The sequence below is a fragment of the Streptomyces sp. NPDC047130 genome (assembly GCF_040643475.1).
Classification (GTDB): Bacteria; Actinomycetota; Actinomycetes; order Streptomycetales; family Streptomycetaceae; genus Streptomyces.
This window is the reverse complement of the sequence record NZ_JBEYUK010000008.1, coordinates 101,592-120,727: the sequence shown is the minus strand read 5'-3', so window position 1 is coordinate 120,727 and position 19,136 is coordinate 101,592. Positions and strand designations below refer to the sequence as shown.

Below are 19,136 nucleotides of genomic sequence, written 5' to 3'. Positions count from 1 at the left end.
ACCAGGGGTGTCCGGCGCCTCAGCCGTCGTCGCGGAGTGCGGGGTGCACCGTGTGCAGCAGGTGGAGCACGGTGCGCGTCAGGATGACGTGGAGGTCGCCGCGGCTGAGGGCGCCGCGGACCAGCCACTCCCGGGAGGCCGCCTTCAGCATGGCGCCGCTCGCGCGGATCATCGCGCGCAGCTTCTCCCGGCCCTCGGTCACGTCGGTCATCATCGCGGCCTCGAGGATGTAGTCGGTCGCGATCTCGTCCGCCTCCAGCCTGATCCGCTCGATCTCCGGATCGTTGCCGAGGGTCTCTAGCCCGATCGCCGACAGCCACATCTCGCGGTTGCGCTCGACGACCTCCAGCCACCGGTCGACGCAGATCGACAGCCGCTCCTCGGCGGTCGTGGGCGGCAGGCGCTCGGACACCGAGGGCGGGACCACCAGCATCTGGCGCACCACCTCGAGGTAGAGCTCCCGCTTGCTGCCGAAGTAGTGGTTGATCAGCGCGCGGGCGACGCCGGCCTCGGCCGCGATGTCCGAGGTGGACACCGCCGTGTAGCCGCGCGCCCCGAAGAGCCTGCGGGCCACGCCGAGGATCTCGGCCCGCCGGGCGTCCGGCTCCATCCTGCGTCGCTGCGTCCGGTGCTGACCACCCATGCCTGTTCCTTGTCGTCGTGCGTCGTGCTTCCTGGTGCATCGTGCCGGATCGTGCCCGATCTACCGGGCGGCCCTCACGATGGGACGGTGCTGGCGAAGTGTCAATAGCACGCGCAGGACCCGCTGCGGCTCGCGTCGGCCGTTCCCGGATCCCCTGGCGGGTATGGGCAGTGGGGTCGGTCCAACACTATTGACACACCGACAATATCTGCTTACCTGTCACCCGCCGGGATGCGCCGCGAGCCGCTGTGCGGCGGTGGCCGCCGGTTCGGGAAGGAGAGACGTCCCCCCGTGTGAAGAAAGCAGAGGACAGTGACCGAAGCCTTCATCTTTGACGCGATCCGCACCCCACGAGGCCGGGGCAGGAACGGCGCGCTGCACCACGTCAAGCCGCTCTCCCTGGTCACCGGGCTGATCGACGAACTCCGCCGCCGTCACCCGGGACTCGACCCCGGCCGGATCGACGACCTCGTGCTCGGGGTCGTCTCACCGGTGGGTGACCAGGGCATGAACATCGCCAAGACCGCGGCCCTGGCCGCCGGACTGCCCGACCAGGTGGCCGGCGTCCAGCTCAACCGCTTCTGCGCCTCCGGGCTGGAGGCCGTCAACATCGCCGCGCAGAAGGTGCGTTCCGGGTGGGAGCACCTGGTGCTGGCCGGCGGTGTCGAGTCCATGTCGCGGGTTCCGATGGGCAGCGACGGCGGGCCGATGGCCACCGACCCGGAGACCGCCTACGACACGTACTTCGTCCCGCAGGGCATCGGCGCCGACCTGATCGCCACCCTGGAGGGCTTCACCCGGGAGGACGTCGACGCCTACGCCCTGCGGTCGCAGGGGCTGGCGGCGGCGGCCTGGTCCGGCGGGCACTTCGCCAAGTCCGTGGTGCCGGTCCGCGACCGCAACGGCGTCGTCCTGCTGGAGCAGGACGAGCACCCGCGCCCGGACACCTCCCCGGAGGCGCTCGCCCGGCTGAAGCCGTCCTTCGCCGACATCGGCGACCTGGGCGGATTCGACGCCGTGGCGCTCCAGAAGTACCACTGGGTGGAACGCATCGACCACGTCCACACCCCGGGCAACTCCTCGGGCATCGTCGACGGCGCGGCCCTGGTCCTGGTCGGCTCCGAACGGGCGGGCGCCGAACTCGGCCTCACCCCCCGCGCCAGGATCCTCGCGACGGCGGTCAGCGGGGCGGACCCCACCATCATGCTCACCGGCCCGGCCCCCGCCACCCGCAAGGCGCTGGACGCGGCCGGGCTGTCGGTGAAGGACATCGACCTCTTCGAGATCAACGAGGCCTTCGCCTCGGTGGTGCTCAAGTACGTGTACGACCTCGGTCTGGCCTGGGACCAGGTCAACGTCAACGGCGGGGCGATCGCCATGGGGCACCCGCTCGGCGCCACCGGGGCGATGCTCCTCGGCACCGTGGTGGACGAGCTCGAACGCCGCTCCGCACGGCGGGCCGTGGTCAGCCTCTGCGCCGGTGGCGGCATCGGGATCGCCACCGTCGTCGAACGCCTCTGACCGGCCGCGACCCGTACCCGCGAGCCGTCGTACCCACCCGGAAAGGAACGCCGTACCGATGCCGGACACACAGATGATCAGCTGGGAGCAGGGCGCGGACGGAGTGGTCGTCCTGACCATGGACGACCCCGGCCGGCAGGTCAACACGATGAACCAGACGTACACCGAGGCGATGGAGGCGACCGTCGCCCGCCTCGAGGCGGAGCGGGAGAACATCACCGGAGTGGTGCTCACCTCCGCCAAGAAGAGCTTCTTCGCCGGCGGCGACGTCGGCTTCATGAGCAAGGCGGAGGCGGAGCACGCCGAGGAGATCAGCGAGCTGTGCGGGGTCCTGCAGGGACAGCTGCGCCGCCTGGAGACGCTGGGCAGGCCGGTCGCCGCCGCCGTCAACGGCACGGCCCTCGGCGGTGGTTACGAGATCGCCCTGGCCTGCCACCACCGGGTGGCCCTGAACACCCCGGACAGCCGCATCGGCCTGCCGGAGGTGACCCTCGGTCTGCTGCCCGGCTGCGGCGGCGTCAGCCGGACCGTGCGGCTCCTCGGCCTGGAGAAGGCGTTGACCGACGTCCTGCTCCAGGGCCGGAAGTACCGGCCCGAGCAGGCGCTCGCCAAGGGCCTGGTGGACGAACTCGCCGACTCGCGCGAGGAGTTGCTGGAGAAGGCCCGCCGGTGGGTGCTCGACCACCCGGACGCCGTCCAGCCGTGGGACGCCCAGGGCTACCGGATGCCCGGCGGCGCCCCCTCGCACCCGAGGACGGCGGCGGCCCTCCCGGCCTACGCGGCCAACCTGCGCAAGCAGTTGAAGGGCGCCGACCTGCCGGCGCCGCGCAACATCCTCGCCTGCGCCGTCGAGAGCGCCCAGGTCGGCATCGACGACGCCATGAGGATCGAGACCTCCTACCTGGTCGACCTGATGACCGGCCAGGTCGCGAAGAACATGATGCGGGCGTTCTTCTACGACATGCAGCACATCGCCGCCGGAGGCAGCCGCCCGCCCGGCCACCCCACCCACACCGCGCGGAAGGTGGCCGTCCTGGGCGCCGGCATGATGGGCGCCGGCATCGCCTACTCCTGCGCCGCGGCCGGACTGGACGTCGTCCTCAAGGACGTCTCGTCCGAGGCCGCCGAGAAGGGCAAGCGGTACGCGGAGAAGGTGCTCGCCAAGGCCGTCGGCCGCGGCCGGACCTCGCGGGAGGACGCCGACCGGGTGCTGGCGCGGATCACCCCGGCGGTGCGGGTCGAGGACCTCGCCGGGTGCGACCTGGTGATCGAGGCCGTCTTCGAGGACCCGAAGCTCAAGCACGAGGTGTTCGCCGAGATCGAGGACGTCGTGGCGCCGGACGCCGTGCTGGGGTCCAACACCTCGACCCTGCCCGTCACCGGGCTCGCCGAAGGGGTGAAGCGGCCGGAGGACTTCATCGGCCTGCACTTCTTCTCCCCGGTCGACAGGATGCCCCTGCTGGAGATCGTCGTCGGCGAGCGCACCGCCGACGCCACGGTCGCCAAGGCGGTCGACATCGCGCGCCAGATCGGCAAGACGCCCATCGTGGTCGACGACAGCCGCGGGTTCTTCACCAGCCGGGTCATCGGCAGGTTCGTCGACGAGGCCGTCGCGATGGTCGGCGAGGGGCTGTCACCCGCCTCCGTCGAGCAGGCCGGCTCCCAGGCCGGCTATCCGGCGCCGCCGCTGCGGCTCCTCGACGAGCTGACCCTGACCCTGCCCCGCAGGATCCGGGAGGAGACCAAGGCCGCCGTCCTGGCCGAGGGAGGACAGTGGACCGCGCACGGCGCGGAGCCCGTCGTCGACCGCATGATCGACGAGTTCGGCCGCGGCGGCCGCTCCTCGGGCGCCGGCTTCTACACCTACGAGGACGGCCGGCGCACCGGCTTGTGGCCCGGACTGTACGAGCACTTCACCGTGGCGGGACGGGAGATCCCCTTCGAGGACATGAAGGAGAGGATGCTCTTCGCGGAGGCGATCGACGCCGTCCGCTGCCTCGACGAGGGTGTCCTGCGGTCCGTGGCCGACGCCAACGTGGGCTCGCTGCTGGGCATCGGCTTCCCCCCGTGGACCGGAGGCGTGCTGCAGTACGTCAACGGCTACCCGGGCGGCCTGCCCGGCTTCGTCGCCCGGGCACGGGAGCTGGCCGAGCGCTACGGGGAGCGCTTCGAGCCGCCGGCCTCCCTGGTGGCCAAGGCGGAGAAGGGCGAGACCTACGAGTGACCCGCGGGCGGTGGCCCGAGCATCGGCACCAGGAACCGCCGGGCCACCGCACGGAGCTGCTCCTCGTCGTCCAGGTCGACGACCCGGCTGGGGACGACCAGCAGGGAGGCCGAGATCCGCACCATCATCTCGGCCACCAGGTCCACGTCCACGCCGTCGGCGACCTGCCCCGCCTGCTGCTCCTGGCGCAGCCGGCCGGCGACGAACTGCTGCACCACGGAGAGGGTGCGGCCCCCGTCGTTGGTCATCGACGGCACCACGGAGTCAGGTTCGGCATCGATCAGGCCGCCGATCAGGGGGTTGCCGCGGATGGCCTGGAGCGAGCTGACGAAGCCGAGGACCACCCGGTCGGCGACCGTGCGGGCTCCCCGGACGTCGGCGGAGAACCGGTCGAAGTACCGCCGGAACTCACGGCGCACCACCTGCTCCACCAGAGCGTCCTTGGAGGCGAACCGGCGGTACACGGTGATCCGGGAGACCCCGGCCCGCCGGGCCACGTCCTCCATGCTGGACCGCCGGATGCCGAGCCGGCGGAACTGCTCGAAGGCCGCGTCCAGCACCCGGGTGGTCGTTTCGTCGTGGTCCTCGGCCGGTTCCGCGGCCTCGCTGAGCGCCCGCTCCAGCACGGAGGGCGCGAAGGCCGAACCGGGGAACGGGGCGGGCGGGGCGGGCACCGGCACGGGGCCGGACACGGCTGCTGTCGGGAGTGCGGGTTCCACGGGTCCCCTTCTCAGGATGCGTTCCGGTGGGCCGGGCCGGAAACCGCCGGCTGCCCCGACGGGGCGGCCTCCTCCGGAAATTGTGCACCAGAGTCTGGCGCACCGCTTCGGGTTGTGCTTCCCTCGGTGATACGAAGGAACAGGAACTGTATCAGGGTACCAATTCCCCGGGCCGAGCCGCCTCGAAGGAGAGTTCGGAATGGACCACCTCAGCAGAAGGAAAATGCTGATCGCGGGAGGAGCGCTGGGCGCGTCAGGGGTCTTCGGCGCGGCGTCCCCGGCGACCGCCCGGTCCTCGTGGACATGGGCGCCGAGCGGGTCGGTGGCCGGCTCGGGCTCGGCGACCGACCCCCAGTGGGTGTGGGACGACGAGGCGGACCAGCTCCTCGGCGACGTCCTGCGGCGCGGGGACGTGCCCCGGGTCAACGCCGCCCTGCGCACCTGGACCCGCAACGACCAGCCGGTCCCGGCCGATCTTCCGCAGGACGTGCGGGAGTTCATGGAGCAGGCCCGCCGGCTCCCCTCGTGGGCCGACCGGGACAAGCTGGAGACGGCCGCCCGGTTCAACAAGACCCGCGGCTTCTACCTCAACATCCTCAACGGGATCGGCGGCGGCATGCTGAGCACCGCCATCCCGCGTGAGGCGCGCGCCGTCTACTACTCCCAGGGCGGCGCGGACATGGAGGACCGGGTCGCGAAGACCAGCAAGCTGGGCTTCGCGGTCGGCGACCTGAACGCCTACCGCCCCGACGGGAAGTGCGTGGTCGAGGCGGTCAAGACCCGGATGGTGCACGCCGCCGTCCGCAACCTGCTGCCGCGGTCGCCCGGCTGGTCGCAGACCAGCGGCGGCCAGACCATCCCGATCAGCCTCGCGGACATGCTGGTCACCTGGCACAGCCTGCCGACCTACACCATGCGCAAGATGCGTGAGTGGAAGGTGCCCGTCACCGCCGCCGAGTGGGAGGCGTACCTGCACGTGTGGCAGGTCACCGCCCACCTGCTCGGGATCCGCGAGGACTACATCCCCGCCACCTGGGCGGCGGCCGAGGCCCAGTCCGACCAGCTGCTTGAGCCGGTGCTCGGCCCCACCCCCGAGGGCGTCGAGCTGACCGACATCCTGCTGGGCCAGCTCGCCGAGCAGACCAGCCCCGGCGGCCTCGACCGGCCCCTGGTCAACGCCTTCGCCCGCTACCTGGTCGGCAACCGGATCGCCGACTGGGACGGCATCCCTCGGGAGCCGTTCTGGGAGGCGGCGATCAAGACCGCCTGGCCCCCGCTGGTCGCCGCGCGCGAGGGCCTGATCAAACTTCCCCTGGTGCCGCAGATCGCCTGGACGATCGACGAGGCGGCACGCCAGTACATCCTCTTCTACCTCAGCAAGGGCGAAGAGGTGCACATCGAGATCCCCGAGGCCAACCGGCCCTTCTGACCGCCGCCGCACCACCCGCACCGCCATGGCGCCGCCGTGTCCCCGGCCCGGGGACGGGGCGGTTCCCGGCGCGGTGCGGTCGTGGTGCGGTCCCCCCATCCGAATCACGGAGGTTCGACCATGGATCAACTCAGCAGAAGGAAGATGCTGATCGCGGGCGGAGCGCTGGGTGCGCTCGGGGTGATCGGCGCCGGGTCCCCGGCGACCGCCCGGTCCTCGTGGGACTGGTCGCCCAGCGGTTCGGTGGCCGGCTCCGGCTCGGCGACCGACCCCCAGTGGGTGTGGGACGACGAGGCCGACCAGGTCATCGGTGACGTCCTGCGGCGCGGCGAGGTGCCGCGCGTCAACCAGCTGCTGCGTGGCTGGATCCGCAACGACCAGCCGCTGCCGTCCGGACTCCCCGCCGACCTGCGGGACTTCATGGAGAGCGCCCGCCAACTGCCGGCGTGGGCCGACCGCGCCAAGCTGGACCTCGCCGGCCAGTTCAACGTGAAGAAGGGCATCTACACCGGGGCCCTCTACGGGCTCGGGAGCGGTCTGATGAGCTGCGCCATCCCCCGGGAGGCGCGCGCCGTCTACTACTCCAAGGGCGGTGCGGACATGAAGGACCGCATCTCCAAGACCGCCCGCCTCGGGTACGACGTCGGCGACCTGGACGCCTACCGGCCCACCGGCTCGATGATCGTGACCGCGGTCAAGACCCGGATGGTGCACGCCGCGGTGCGCAACCTGCTGCCCCAGTCGCCGGGCTGGTCGCAGACCAGCGGCGGCCAGACCATCCCGATCAGCCTCGCGGACGTGATGGTCACCTGGCACAGCCTGGCGACGTTCGTGAACCGCAAGCTGGGCGACTGGAAGGTGCGGGTCACCCCCGCAGAGTCCGCCGCGTACCTGCACGTGTGGCAGGTGACCGCCCACATGCTCGGTGTCCGCGACGACTACATCCCGGCCACCTGGGACGCGGCGAACGCCCAGTCCAAGCAGCTCCTGGACCCGGTGCTCGGCCCCACCCCCGAGGGCAAGGCGCTGTGCGAGCTGCTGCTCGACATCATCGCCGACGTCGACGGGGGCCTGACCCGTCCGCTGGTCGCCGGCTTCTCCCGCTACACCCTGGGCGACCGCCTCGGCGACTGGATCGGCCTGGACCGGGAACCGTTCTGGACGCCGACCATCTCCACCGTCTGGCCGATCCTGGTGGCCTTCCGCGAGGGCCTGGTCGGGCTCCCGCTGGTCCCGGCGGCGGCCTGGACGGTCGAGGAGTTCATCCGCAAGTTCGTCCTGCTCTTCCTGTCCGAGGCGCAGTACGACCCGATCGAGATCCCCACCGCCAACCGGCAGTTCTGAGCCGGCCGGGCGGCCCGCCGCCGTACGGGCTGCGGCCGTACGGGCAGTGCCCGCGCACCAGGGGCACGGCACACATCACCTGAACCGCACGCACACCTGAACCGCATGTTCCCCCGGTACCGTCGAGCCCCATCGGCGTGACAGGGGCATGGCGAATCACTCGCGATGGGATGGCAATGAGCAGAGCTGATCGTTCGTCCGGCCACGGGTCCGCAGCGCACGAGGTCGGACGACGTCGGTTCCTCGGCTACGTGCTGGCGGCGCCCACCCTGGTGGCCGCCGCCGAGATCGGGCAGGCGCCGCCGGCCGCGGCCGGCATCCCGTCCCCCGAGATCACCGAGATCCTCGATCTGAACGATCTGATGACCGTGGCGGCCCTGCCCACCTCCGGCCTGATCACCGTCGAGGTCCGGCCGGACGGCACCGTCTCGTTCGCGCTGCCGCGGGCCGAGGTCGGGCAGGGCATCACCACGTCGACGGCCATGCTGATCGCCGAGGAGATGGACGTCCCGCTGGAACGGGTGCGGGTCTCCCTGGCCGACGCCCGGCCCGAACTGCTGTTCAACCAGCTCACCGGCGGCTCCAACACCACCATCTCCACCTACGTCCCGATCCGGGTCGCGGCCGCCGTCGCACGCACCCGGCTGCTGCGGGCCGCGGCGGCCGAGTTCGGCACGGACGTCGCCGGCCTCACCCTGAAGGACGGCACCGTCACCGGCCCCGGCGGCCGCCGCCTCGGCATCGGAAAGCTCTCGGCGAAGGCCGCGAGCATCTCCCCGGAGCGGGTCTCCGTCCAGCTCAAGACGCCGGACGAGTTCACCGTCATCGGCCGGCCGCAGCGCAGGGTCGACGCGGTGGAGGCGGTCACCGGCCGCAAGAAGTTCGCCATGGACCTCGACGTGCCGGGCGCCCTGCCGACCATGGTCTGCCGCCCGCCGACCATCAACGGCAAGGTCGGCCCGGTGGCCAACCGCGCAGAGGTCCGCGCCATGCCGGGCGTGACGGACGTCGTGGACATCTCCACCGGTGTGGCGGTCCGCGCCGAGACGTTCGGGCAGTGCATCGACGCCGTACGGGCCCTGCGGGTGTCCTGGAGGCCCGGCACCGCGGAGGGCAAGTCCGACCAGTCGGTGCTGCGCCGGCTGCGGGACGTCGAGCCGCCGCTCGGGCTCCCGCCGGTGACCCCGCACGTGGAGGGGTTCTTCACCTTCCAGTTCCGCAGCAACAGCGCGCTGGAACCCAACTGCGCGGTGGCCGACGTGCGCAACGGCCGGGCGGAGATCTGGGCGTCCCTGAAGTCGCCCATCGTGGCCCGGCAGACCATCGCCGCCAAGCTGGGTCTGCCGCTGCACGCCGTCGACGTGCACGTCACCGAGGGCGGTGGCTCCTTCGGGCGCAAGCTCTTCTTCGACGCCGCGCTGGAGGCCGCCGAGGTGTCCCAGCGGACCGGCAAGCCGGTCAAGCTGATGTGGCACCGCGCCGACGACTCCCGCCAGGGGCGCACCCATCCCATGGCGACCTCCCGGGTGCGCGCCGCCTACCTCGGCGACACCGTGCTCAGCTACCGCCAGCGGCACACCAGCGTCTCCACCGACCTGGGCCACGGACTGGGGGAGATCATCACCTCCCTGGCCGCCCGCCTGCCGGTGGGCGACATCGGCTTCTCCGAGACGTTCTTCCAGCTCTCGCAGTCGATGCCGTACGAGTTCGGCGTGAACAGCCGGCTGCTCGCCGAGACCGACAAGAGCTTCAACACCGGCAGCATGCGCAACGTCTACTCACCGGACGTCACCTGCGCCCGGGAACTGATCGTGGACCGGCTGGCCGCCCGGATGGACAAGGACCCGTACGCCTTCCGGCACGACTTCCTCAAGGACCGCCGCGCCCGGGCCGTCCTCGACAAGGTCGCCGAGGCCGGTGACTGGGGGCGGACCATGCCGCCCGGCACCGCCCAGGGCATCGCCTTCCACAACGAGTACCACGCGCACAGCGCGGTGCTGGTGGAGATCGACTGCCGCCCCGAGACCGTGAACCGGCCGATACGGGACGGGGTCGCCGGCCCCCGCGTCACCAAGGTCGTCCTCGCGGTGGACGTGGGGCTGACCGTCAACCCGCGCGGCCTGGAGGCCCAGATGATGGGCTGCGTCATGGACGGCATCGCCCTCACCCTGACGTCCAGCCTCCACCTGCGCGACGGCCACTTCCTCGAGGCCAGCTGGGACAACTACTTCTACACCCGGCAGTGGAACACCCCGCGCGAGCTGGAGATCATCGTCATGCCGTCCACCACCGACGAACCCGGTGGCGCCGGCGAACTCGGCGTGGCCGCCTCCATGGCCGCCGTCGCCTGCGCCTACGGCCGCGCCACGGGCTCCATGCCGACCACCTTCCCGATCAACCACGGCACCCTGTCGTTCGAGCCCAAGCCGACCGTTCCCCCCGTCCCGGAGTCACCCACCGACGGCCTGCGGCACGCCCGCTGACGCTGCGGCCCGCCGCCCGGCGGGCCCGGCCGGCCGGCGCCGCCCGCCGGTTCCGCCCGCCCCACCAGTGAACGTCCGGCCCGGACCGGCCGGAGAAGGAGACCGACACCCCGTGCCCGAGTACACCTTCCGCCTGAACGGCGAGCAGGTCACCGTCGACGTGGCCGGTGACGTACGGCTGTTGTGGGTCCTGCGTGACGTCCTGGGCGTCACCGGACCGAAGTACGGCTGCGGCATCAACGTCTGCAAGGCGTGCACCAGCCACCTCAACGGCCGGGCCGTCAACCCGTGCGCCGTCCCCGTGCGGGACCTCGGGCCGACCGACGAGGTCACCACCATCGAGGGCCTCGCGGACACCGTGGACGCGGACCTCCACCCCATGCAGGAGGCGTGGCTGGACCACGACGTGGCCCAGTGCGGCTACTGCCAGCCCGGCCAGATCATGGCCGCCGTCGCCCTGGTCCGCCGGGTCGCGGAGGAGGGCCGCCAGGTCACCGACGCCGACCTCGACGGCATCCGCAACATCTGCCGCTGCGGCACCTATCCCCGCATCCGGGCGGCGATCAAGGACGGCGCGCGGCGCATGTGACCACCGGTCCGCACCGCGGACCCGGCGCGGCAGGAGTCCACCGGCCGCCGTTCAGGCGGCAGGAAGCTCCGGCAGGGCCAGCCAGTCCGTCCAGGAGAGGTCGCGGCCGACGAAGCGGGGCCGCTCGAACGGCCAGTCGGCGGCGATCCACCGCGGCACCAGCGCGTCGAGCTCCCGCTCCAGCTCGCCGCCCACCAGTTCGTCCACCACCCACCAGGAGATCTCGCAGTCCGCGCCGGCCCGCTCCGGCGGGTCGATGTAGACGCAGCCCAGCAGAGTGGTTTCCGCCGCGTCGAACAGCGCGTAGTTGAAGGACTCGTGGGCGGCGATCTCCCGCTCGTGCCGCAGCAGGTCGGCCCGGTCGGCCTCGTAGGTCATGGTGGCGGCGGGCCAGCCCCAGGCGGGGCCGTAGATGCTCCACAGCCGCTCGCGCGAACCCATCACCGCCGGGTAGTCCAGCGGGGTGTCGGCCTCCCGGATCGGCCGCAGGTGATGTTCACCGCCCGGCAGCGGTACCAGGACGGGGTGGACGAAGTCGTCGGGGAGCCAGCTCATGGGGCCCGACCGTAGCAGCGCGCGGCCCTCCGCCTCCTCGCATTTTCCGGCGGGGGCGCCGTGCGCGCGCAGCCGCAGGGGAGTGAGGCGTCCGGGGCGGCGGCACCTCGGCCGTACGGGCGGCAGGCGCACGGGACGCTCCGCGAAGCGCTGTCCCGGCCCGGTCGTCGAACCGGCCGAGGACGGGCCGCGCGGGACCCGTCCTCGGCGCGCCTACGCCGCCGGTTCCGGGATCAGGCCGCGACGAGCTCCCGCTCGCGCTCGCGGTCCGGCGTGCCCGCCTTGGGCTTCCTGTTCGGCAGCGAGAGCCGGACGACCTTGCGCCACGCGGAGAACACCTGCTTGGGCAGCGGCCCGGTGACGTACTCCAGCTCGTACTTCTCGAACAGCGCCCGCACCTTCACCGAGACCTCCGCGTACCGGTTGCTCGGCAGGTCCGGGAAGAGGTGGTGCTCGATCTGGTGCGACAGGTTGCCGGTCATGAAGTGCATGGCCTTGCTGCCGCTGATGTTCGCCGAGCCCATCATCTGGCGCAGGTACCACTGGCCGCGCGTCTCGCCCTTGATCGACCGGCGCTCGAAGACCTGCACGCCCTCCGGGAAGTGCCCGCACATGATCACCGAGTGGGACCAGAGGTTGCGGACGATGTTCGCGGTGAACGTGGCGGCGAGCGTGGTGAGGAACGACGGGCCCGACAGCAGCGGGTGGATCACGTAGTCCTTGAGCACCTGCTTGCGGATCTTGCGGCCCACCGCCCTGGCCTGCGCCCGGAACTCCGGGTTGTTGCGGCGGCGCTTGTGCAGGTTCTTGCCGAGCTCCAGGTCGTACGCGGCGATGCCGTACTCGAAGAAGCAGGCGTTGATGAAGTTCCACAGCGGCTGGCCGAGGTGGAAGGGGCGCCACTTCTGGTCCTCGTCGACGCGCATGATGCCGTAGCCGAGGTCGTTGTCCTTGCCGATCACGTTCGTGTACCTGTGGTGCAGCTCGTTGTGCGAGTGCTTCCACTGATCGGCCGGCGAGACGTGGTCCCAGTCCCAGGTGGTGGAGTGGATCTTCGGGTCCCGCATCCAGTCCCACTGGCCGTGCAGGACGTTGTGGCCGATCTCCATGTTGTCCATGATCTTCGCCACGGACAGACCGGCGGTGCCGACGATCCACGCGGGCGGGAAGAACGAGAACAGCAGCACGCCCCGGCTGGCCAGCTCCAGCGTGCGCTGCGCCTTGATGACCTTGCGGATGTAGGCCGCGTCCTTCTCGCCGCGGTCGGCGAGCACCTCGTCGCGGATCGCGTCCAGCTCGCGTCCGAGCTCCTCGATCTGCTCCGCGGTCAGGTGGGCGGTGGGGTCGATGGCGGTCAAGATGCTCCTACCGTTCGATGTCGCAGGGGCCCGCAGCGGCGGACACGCAGGTCTGGATGAGGACGCCCGGCTCGGCCTCGGTGATCTCGCCGGTGCGCAGGTCGCGGACGGCGCCCGCCTTGAGGGGCGAGACGCAGCCGAAGCAGATGCCCATACGGCACCCGGCGGGCATCAGCACGCCCGCCTCCTCGCCGACGTCCAGCAGCGGCGTGGCGCCGTCCGCGTCGACGGTGGTGCCCGTGGTGCTGAAGGTGACCTCGCCGCCGTCGCCGGCGACGACGATGCTGGGCCGGAAGCGTTCGGTGTGCAGGCGCTCCCGGACGCCGTGCCCGCCCCAGTGCTCCTCGGCGGCGTCCAGCAGGCCGGCGGGTCCGCAGGCCCAGGTCTCGCGCTCGGCCCAGTCGGGCACGAGCTCGCCGAGGCGGGCGATGTCGAGCACGCCGTCCGTGGCGGTGTGCACCTCGGTGAGCCGGAGCTTCCCGTCCGCGACCAGGCCGTGCAGCTCGTCGCGGAAGATCACGTCCTGCGGCCGGGGCGCGCAGTGGACCATGACGACGTCGTCGATCGCGGTGTCGCGCAGCATGCCCATCACGGGCGTGATGCCGCTGCCGGCCGTCAGGAAGAGCACCTTGGCGGGCCTGGCCCGCGGCAGCACGAAGTCACCGGTCGCCTGGTCGAGGTGGATCAGCGTGCCCGGCTTCACCTTGCGGACCAGGTGGTTGCTGACCTTGCCGTCCGGGATCGCCTTCACGGTGATCGTGATGCGGCCGTCCCGGCGGCTCGTCGGCGAGGTGACGGAGTAGGCGCGCCACAGGCGCACCCCGTCGACGTCGACCCCGACCCGCACGTACTGACCCGGCGTGTGGCCGCGCCAGCCGCGACCCGGTCTGATCACCACGGTCGCGGCGTCGGCCGTCTCGGGGCGCACGGCCTCGATGCGCCCCCGCAGGTCCGCGCCCGCCCGCAGCGGGCTGACCAGGTCGAGGTAGTCCGACGGCAGCACCGGCGTCGTGACCATTTCCAGCAGTTTCCACGCCCTGCTGCGCAGGGCTGTACTCGTCATGTCTCCAGCTTGCTGCGCCGCAGGCGTAAAGTCCTGACCGTAGGACGTAAATTTGATCGGCAGAATTGTTCGCGGGGAACAAAAACGTGAGCCACGCAATCCGGAGGGCCGGCGAACTGGCCCTGGACGAGACGACGGTCGCCGCGCTGCGGGCGGCGCTGAAGACGACCGCCGACGAGGTCGTCCAGGCGATCATCGACGAGGTCCCTCCCTACGCCAACGCCCTCTCGGGCCACATGGGCGCCACCATCCGCCGGGCCGTCCGCACGGCCCTGGGACACTACCTGGACCTCGCGAGCGGCAACGCCACGGGCGGCGACGGCGGCGACGCTGCCTACGAACTGGGCCGCGGCGAGGTGCGCGACGGCCGGTCGATGGACGCCCTGCTCAGCGCCTACCGCGTCGGCGCCCGCGTGGCCTGGCGCTGCCTGGCGGCCGGTGCCGTGCCCGCGGGGCTGCCCGCCGCCGACGTCGCCAAGTTCGCCGAGCTGACCTTCGCCTACATCGACGAGCTCTCCGCCGCGAGCGCCGCGGGCCACGCCGACGAGCTGGCCGCGCGGGGCAGGGAGCACGAGCGCCACCTGGAGCACCTGGCGCGCGACCTCCTCGCCGGCGCCGGCCCCGACGTGCTGCTGACCTCCGCCCAACGGGCCGGCTGGCAGCCCCCGGTCTCCCTGACCGCGGTCCTGCTGCCCGCCAACCAGGCCAGGCCCGCCTACCGCGCGCTCGACCCGAGCACCCTCGTCCTCGACGACCTGCCGGACGCCACGGGCGTGCTGCTCGTCCCGGACGCGGACCGGCCGCACCTCCTGCGGCAGTTGACCGACCGCGCCGCCGTGGTCGGCCCGGCCCGGCCGTGGACCCGCGCGTCCGCCTCCTACGCGCGGGCCGTGCGCGCCCGCTCCCTCTCCTGCGACATCCGCGACACCGAGGACCACCTGCCCGAACTGGTGCTCAGCGCCGACGTGGACGCCTTCGCGGACCTGCGCGCCCGCGCCCTCGCACCGCTGCGGACCCTGCCCGACGCGACCGCACGACGGCTGGAGGAGACCCTGCGGGCGTGGCTGCTGCACCAGGGGCGGCGGGACGAGGTCGCGGCGGCGCTGTTCGTCCACCCCCAGACGGTCCGGTACCGGATGACGCAACTGCGCGAACTCTTCCCGGACCTGGCGTCGCCGCAACGGGTCCTCGAGCTGACCCTCGCGGTCGGCCTCCGCACCGGCTGACGCGTGGACGTTTTCGGGGAGGCGTGGCCGGGCCGCGTCCGGTCCGGAGCGGGCGGGCCCCGGGGCCGTGGTGGTCCACCGCGACCCGGACGGCGGACCACCCGTCGCCCGCGGACGAGGGCGTCCAGGACACGGACGTCCGCCTCGCGGCGGAGCACCTGCTGGACCACCTCGCGTGGAGGTCCCGGCACGACCCGGCGTGGGCCTCTCCCCTGGGCGGAAGCTGAGGGACCGGCCCCGACCGGGTCAGCTTCTCCGGCGGTCGCCGCCCGGCCCCGCGACGGCCGGAAGACGGTCCGTCCCCGGCCGTCTTCGCGCCGCGCACCGTCGTTCTCCCGCCAAAAACGCTTCGGGCGTGCCGGGATGGACAGAGACGCGTTTGGGGGTGCGGGGGAGGGGCACCTGAGCGCCCGGCCTCGGAGAGTGCGGAGTGTCACGACCGCATGCCGCAGGGTGAAGAGGCGATGTGACCAATCTGAAAATATGAAGTAATGAATGGAATTGCGCCACATCGTCGAACTGCCTGCGAATGGGCGGGATGTGTGCGTAGGCTCTGTCCGTGTTCGGAAGTACTGACCACAGACCGTTCACGTTTCGCCAGGTTCGCGCACGGAGGCCCGACCGGCCCCGCGTGGACGCCGGGCGGAATTCCTCTGGGGGAGTGATGATGGCGGCCTGCTCCGCGCGGCGGTCCAGCCGGCCCGGCACCGGGACGTCATGTCCCCAGGCGTCGCGCCGCGTTCGACCGCCCGGGCAGCCGGCGGACGGGCCCGGCCCGACGCCGCGACATCCTGGCCCCCCGACCGCCGCACCGCACCGGTGACGCCCGGCCGACGCCGGTGGAAGCGCCCCCGCCGGCCGTAGCGCTCGCGTCAAGCCGGTCCGCCCCCGGCCCCGCCGCACACACCCGCAGCCGACACCCGTGGCCACGCCATGGCTGTGTGCCCACAGAGGGAGAAGAAGTGACCAGCAGCAGTCGACCGTCCGACGCGCCCTTACCGTCCGGCCCAGCACGGTCGGGCGCGGCCGGGACGGCGGAGCCCCCGCTGTTCGACGCCCTGTCCGCGCGGTGGAGCGCCCTGCACGAGAAGGGACCGGTGCTCCACGACGAGGCGCAGGGCGTGTGGCAGGTCGTGGACCACCAGGGGGTGGGGGCGGTGCTCGCCGACCCCGCCACCTACTCCTCGGACATGTCCCCGATCGCGCCCGCGCAGGAGGACTTCGACGCCTTCCGGCAGGGCAACTTCGTCGGCATGGACCCGCCGCGCCACCGCCAACTGCGGACGCTCGTGAGCCAGGCCTTCACCCCGAGGGTCGTGCAGGGGCTCGTCCCGCGGATCGAGGAGGTCACCACCCGGCTGCTGGACGCCGTGGCCGACCGGGACCGCTTCGACCTGGTCGACGCCCTCGCCCACCCGCTGCCCGTCGTCGTCATCGCCGAACTGCTCGGCGTCCCGGCCGAGGACCACCCGCTGTTCCACGAGTGGGCGAGCGTCATGTTCGACGGTGAACTGATCGGCGAGGCACCGGACATGGCCGACCTGGAACAGGCGCTGGAGGCCGTCGCCCCCACGGTGCGGGAGATGAACGGATACGTCCTGGACCACATACGACGCCGGCGCGCCGCCCCCGGCGACGACCTCACCAGCCGACTGCTGCACGCCGAGGTCGACGGCGAGCGCCTGGCCGACCAGGAGATCGTCGGCTTCGTCGCCCTGCTGCTGATCGCCGGGCACATCACCACCACGGCGCTGCTCGGCAACGCCGTCCTGACCTTCGACCGGCGCCCCGGCCTGCTGGACAAGCTGCGCGCCGACCCCGAGCTGCTCCCGCCCGCGCTCGAGGAAGTGCTCCGCCTGCTCCCGCCGTTCCCCGAGGTGGGGCGGCGCACCACCCGGCCGGTGGTGCTCGGCGGTCACGAGATCCCGGCCGACGCCCTGGTCATGGCCCATCTGGGAGCCGCCAACCGGGACCCCGCCCGGTTCGCCGACCCGGAGTGCTTCGACGTCTCCCGCACCCCCAATCCTCACCTGTCCTTCGGACACGGGATCCATTTCTGCCTCGGCGCCCACCTCGCCAGACTCGAGGCACGCATCGCCGCCCGGTCACTGCTCGAACGGTTCCGCACGGTGGCGGTCGCGTCCCACGACGAGGTCGTCCACCGGAACCCGGCCGTCATCGTCGGCGTCCGCCACCTGCCCGTCGAGGTCACCCACAGGTAGCCGAACCCGTCGGCGTCGCACGGTGCCCGCGCACCGCGTGCGCCCCCGCGGCCCGCGTTCCCCGTGCCGACCGGACCGTCCCCCTGAGCCGGCCGGCACGTCCCCGCGCGAGCCGCAGTCCCCGACCGCGGTCCCCGGCCGATGCCCCCGGCCGTGGTCCCTGAGCCGCCGTACCACCTGAGCCGCAGTTCCACCCGAGCCGCAGTCCCCAGGAAGGTCCCGCTCCATGCAGTCCATACCCCCCACCCGGATCGTCGAGAGGCGGCCGTCCCCCGACCGCCGCACGCTCCAGAGCCGCCTCGACGACCTCGCCCGCACCCACCGGGTGCCGGGCGCCCAACTCGCCGTCCACACCGGCGGCCGCACGATCGCCGTGCACACCGGCACCGCCGACGCCGGCACCGGCACGCCCTTCACCTCCGACACGGCCGTCCCGGTCGGCTCGGTCACCAAGCTCTTCACGGCCGCCGCCGTCCTGCTGCTCGCCGACGACGGCGACCTGGACCTCGACGAGCCCGCGGCCGCCACGCTGCCGGAGCTGCGCCGCTTACCGGAAGTGACCGTCCGCCACCTGCTCAGCCACACCGCGGGCCTGCCGTCCGGGCCCGGCTCCGACGCCGTCGCCGGCCGCACCGCCGCCCGCGTCCTCGCCGAGGTCTGCACCCCCGGCGACCTGCTGTTCGCCCCGGGCACCGGCTTCTCGTACTCCAACGCCGGATACCTGGCCGCCGGCCGGCTGATCGAGGAGATCACCGGCATGACCTGGCGGGAGGCCCTGCGGACGCTGCTGCTCGACCCGCTCGGCATCCGGCCCGCCTTCCTCGGCGGCCCCGCGCCCGACCGGCCCGTCGCCTCCGGCCACGCCCGCAACACCGCCTCCGGCCGACTGCTGCCCGTCACGCAGAACCTCGCCCCCGCCGAGGCGCCGGCCGGGGCCCTGCTCGCCGGCGCCCTCGACCTGCTCGCGCTCGGCAGGGCGCTGAACGGCGACACCGCCGTCCTCCCGGACACGGTCACCGCGTCGGTGCGCCGGCCCGCCCCCGGCACCGACCCGGGCTCCCTCGCCGACGCCTGGGGACTCGGCGCCGCCCTCTTCCACGGCGACGACGGCTGGTGGTGCGGCCACGACGGCAACGCCCAGGGCACCTCCTGCCACTTACGCGCCGACGCCCGCACCGGCACCGTCGTCGCCCTCACCGGCAACGCCTCCTCCGCCACCGCCCTCTGGCGGGACCTCACCGACGAACTCGGCGAACTCACCGGCCTCACGGTGCCCGCCGGACCGGACCCGTCCGCCCCCACGGGGCACCCCCTGGTGCTCCCGGAGGCCGTGGGCGCCTACCGCAACGGCGCCACCGAGTACCGGATCGGGATGGACGACTTCGGCCGCCCCGTCCTCTCCGTCGACGGCGACCTGCCGCTTCCCCTGGTGTGCTACGCCGACCTCCGCTTCGACCTCGTCGACCCCGCCACCGGCCGCCGCGAACCCGGCGGGCGCTTCCACCGCGACGCCGTGACCGGCGACGTCGACCGGGTGCAGATCTCCGGCCGCACGGCCCGCCGCGCACGCGACGGGTCGGCGGACCCCCGCACGCCGTTCGCCCGCGCACACCACGTCTCCCGGCCCGGCCGCCCGGTCCGGGCGGACCGGTGACCGCGGCCCCGGCCGCCGAGCACGGGCCGGTGCGGGCCCGCTCCCCCCGGAGCGGGCCCGGCACCGCGGCGCCCGCCGCCCCCGCGCCGCGCGGTCCGGCCGGCCC

Annotated in this window: 14 protein-coding genes; 9 read left to right on the top strand and 5 right to left on the bottom strand. The window is 72.7% G+C overall.

Annotated features, from left to right (window positions below; genetic code table 11):
• Nucleotides 1–19 precede the first annotated feature (19 nt).
• A complete protein-coding gene (locus tag ABZ836_RS13260) occupies nt 20–643 on the bottom strand; it encodes a helix-turn-helix domain-containing protein (RefSeq protein ID WP_356136022.1) in 624 nt (207 codons plus the stop codon).
• A gap of 312 nt (nt 644–955) precedes the next feature.
• On the opposite strand from ABZ836_RS13260, the gene ABZ836_RS13255 reads away from it, so the two are divergent.
• Both ABZ836_RS13255 and ABZ836_RS13250 read left to right on the top strand, forming a co-directional pair.
• On the top strand, nt 956–2,164 hold the full coding sequence (locus ABZ836_RS13255; protein WP_356136020.1) for an acetyl-CoA C-acetyltransferase: 1,209 nt from the start codon (nt 956–958) through the stop codon (nt 2,162–2,164).
• A gap of 58 nt (nt 2,165–2,222) precedes the next feature.
• Nucleotides 2,223–4,388, top strand: a complete 2,166-nt coding sequence (locus tag ABZ836_RS13250; protein ID WP_356136018.1) for a 3-hydroxyacyl-CoA dehydrogenase NAD-binding domain-containing protein — start codon at nt 2,223–2,225, stop codon at nt 4,386–4,388.
• Here ABZ836_RS13250 and ABZ836_RS13245 read toward each other — a convergent pair.
• Nucleotides 4,379–5,107, bottom strand: coding sequence for a helix-turn-helix domain-containing protein (locus tag ABZ836_RS13245; protein WP_356136017.1), 729 nt, complete (start codon nt 5,105–5,107; stop codon nt 4,379–4,381). The genes ABZ836_RS13250 and ABZ836_RS13245 overlap by 10 nt on opposite strands.
• 199 nt (nt 5,108–5,306) lie before the next feature.
• Between ABZ836_RS13245 and ABZ836_RS13240 the strand changes: the two genes are divergently transcribed.
• The 4 genes from ABZ836_RS13240 to ABZ836_RS13225 all read left to right on the top strand — a co-directional run bounded on the left by ABZ836_RS13240 (nt 5,307) and on the right by ABZ836_RS13225 (nt 10,952).
• Nucleotides 5,307–6,536 carry an oxygenase MpaB family protein gene (locus ABZ836_RS13240; protein ID WP_361141828.1) on the top strand — a complete coding sequence of 410 codons (1,230 nt, stop codon included), beginning with the start codon at nt 5,307–5,309 and terminating at the stop codon, nt 6,534–6,536.
• A gap of 120 nt (nt 6,537–6,656) precedes the next feature.
• Nucleotides 6,657–7,880, top strand: coding sequence for an oxygenase MpaB family protein (locus tag ABZ836_RS13235; RefSeq protein WP_356136013.1), 1,224 nt, complete (start codon nt 6,657–6,659; stop codon nt 7,878–7,880).
• Nucleotides 7,881–8,056: 176 nt separating this feature from the next.
• Nucleotides 8,057–10,363, top strand: a complete 2,307-nt coding sequence (locus ABZ836_RS13230; RefSeq protein ID WP_361141826.1) for a molybdopterin cofactor-binding domain-containing protein — start codon at nt 8,057–8,059, stop codon at nt 10,361–10,363.
• A gap of 112 nt (nt 10,364–10,475) precedes the next feature.
• A complete protein-coding gene (locus tag ABZ836_RS13225) occupies nt 10,476–10,952 on the top strand; it encodes a (2Fe-2S)-binding protein (RefSeq protein ID WP_356136009.1) in 477 nt (158 codons plus the stop codon).
• A gap of 51 nt (nt 10,953–11,003) precedes the next feature.
• On the opposite strand, the gene ABZ836_RS13220 is transcribed toward ABZ836_RS13225, so the two are convergent.
• The 3 genes from ABZ836_RS13220 to ABZ836_RS13210 all read right to left on the bottom strand — a co-directional run bounded on the left by ABZ836_RS13220 (nt 11,004) and on the right by ABZ836_RS13210 (nt 13,928).
• Complete coding sequence (locus ABZ836_RS13220) at nt 11,004–11,507, bottom strand: N-acetyltransferase (RefSeq protein ID WP_356136007.1); 504 nt, start codon at nt 11,505–11,507, stop codon at nt 11,004–11,006.
• 233 nt (nt 11,508–11,740) lie between these two features.
• Entirely contained in the window at nt 11,741–12,865 is a 1,125-nt protein-coding gene (locus ABZ836_RS13215; RefSeq protein ID WP_356136005.1) for an acyl-CoA desaturase, read from the bottom strand.
• A 7-nt stretch (nt 12,866–12,872) separates the two neighbouring features.
• The gene (locus ABZ836_RS13210) at nt 12,873–13,928 is read right to left on the bottom strand and encodes a ferredoxin reductase (RefSeq protein WP_356136003.1); all 1,056 of its coding nucleotides are present in this window, start codon (nt 13,926–13,928) and stop codon (nt 12,873–12,875) included.
• 86 nt (nt 13,929–14,014) lie between these two features.
• Here ABZ836_RS13210 and ABZ836_RS13205 point away from each other — a divergent pair, with 86 nt between their 5' ends.
• The 3 genes from ABZ836_RS13205 to ABZ836_RS13195 all read left to right on the top strand — a co-directional run bounded on the left by ABZ836_RS13205 (nt 14,015) and on the right by ABZ836_RS13195 (nt 19,030).
• Nucleotides 14,015–15,154, top strand: a complete 1,140-nt coding sequence (locus ABZ836_RS13205) for a helix-turn-helix domain-containing protein (protein WP_356136001.1) — start codon at nt 14,015–14,017, stop codon at nt 15,152–15,154.
• Between the two features lie 962 nt (nt 15,155–16,116).
• Nucleotides 16,117–17,376: a cytochrome P450 gene (locus tag ABZ836_RS13200; RefSeq protein WP_361141823.1), complete on the top strand. Its 1,260-nt coding sequence runs from the start codon at nt 16,117–16,119 to the stop codon at nt 17,374–17,376.
• 226 nt (nt 17,377–17,602) lie between these two features.
• Nucleotides 17,603–19,030, top strand: coding sequence for a serine hydrolase domain-containing protein (locus ABZ836_RS13195; RefSeq protein ID WP_361141821.1), 1,428 nt, complete (start codon nt 17,603–17,605; stop codon nt 19,028–19,030).
• Nucleotides 19,031–19,136 lie beyond the last annotated feature (106 nt).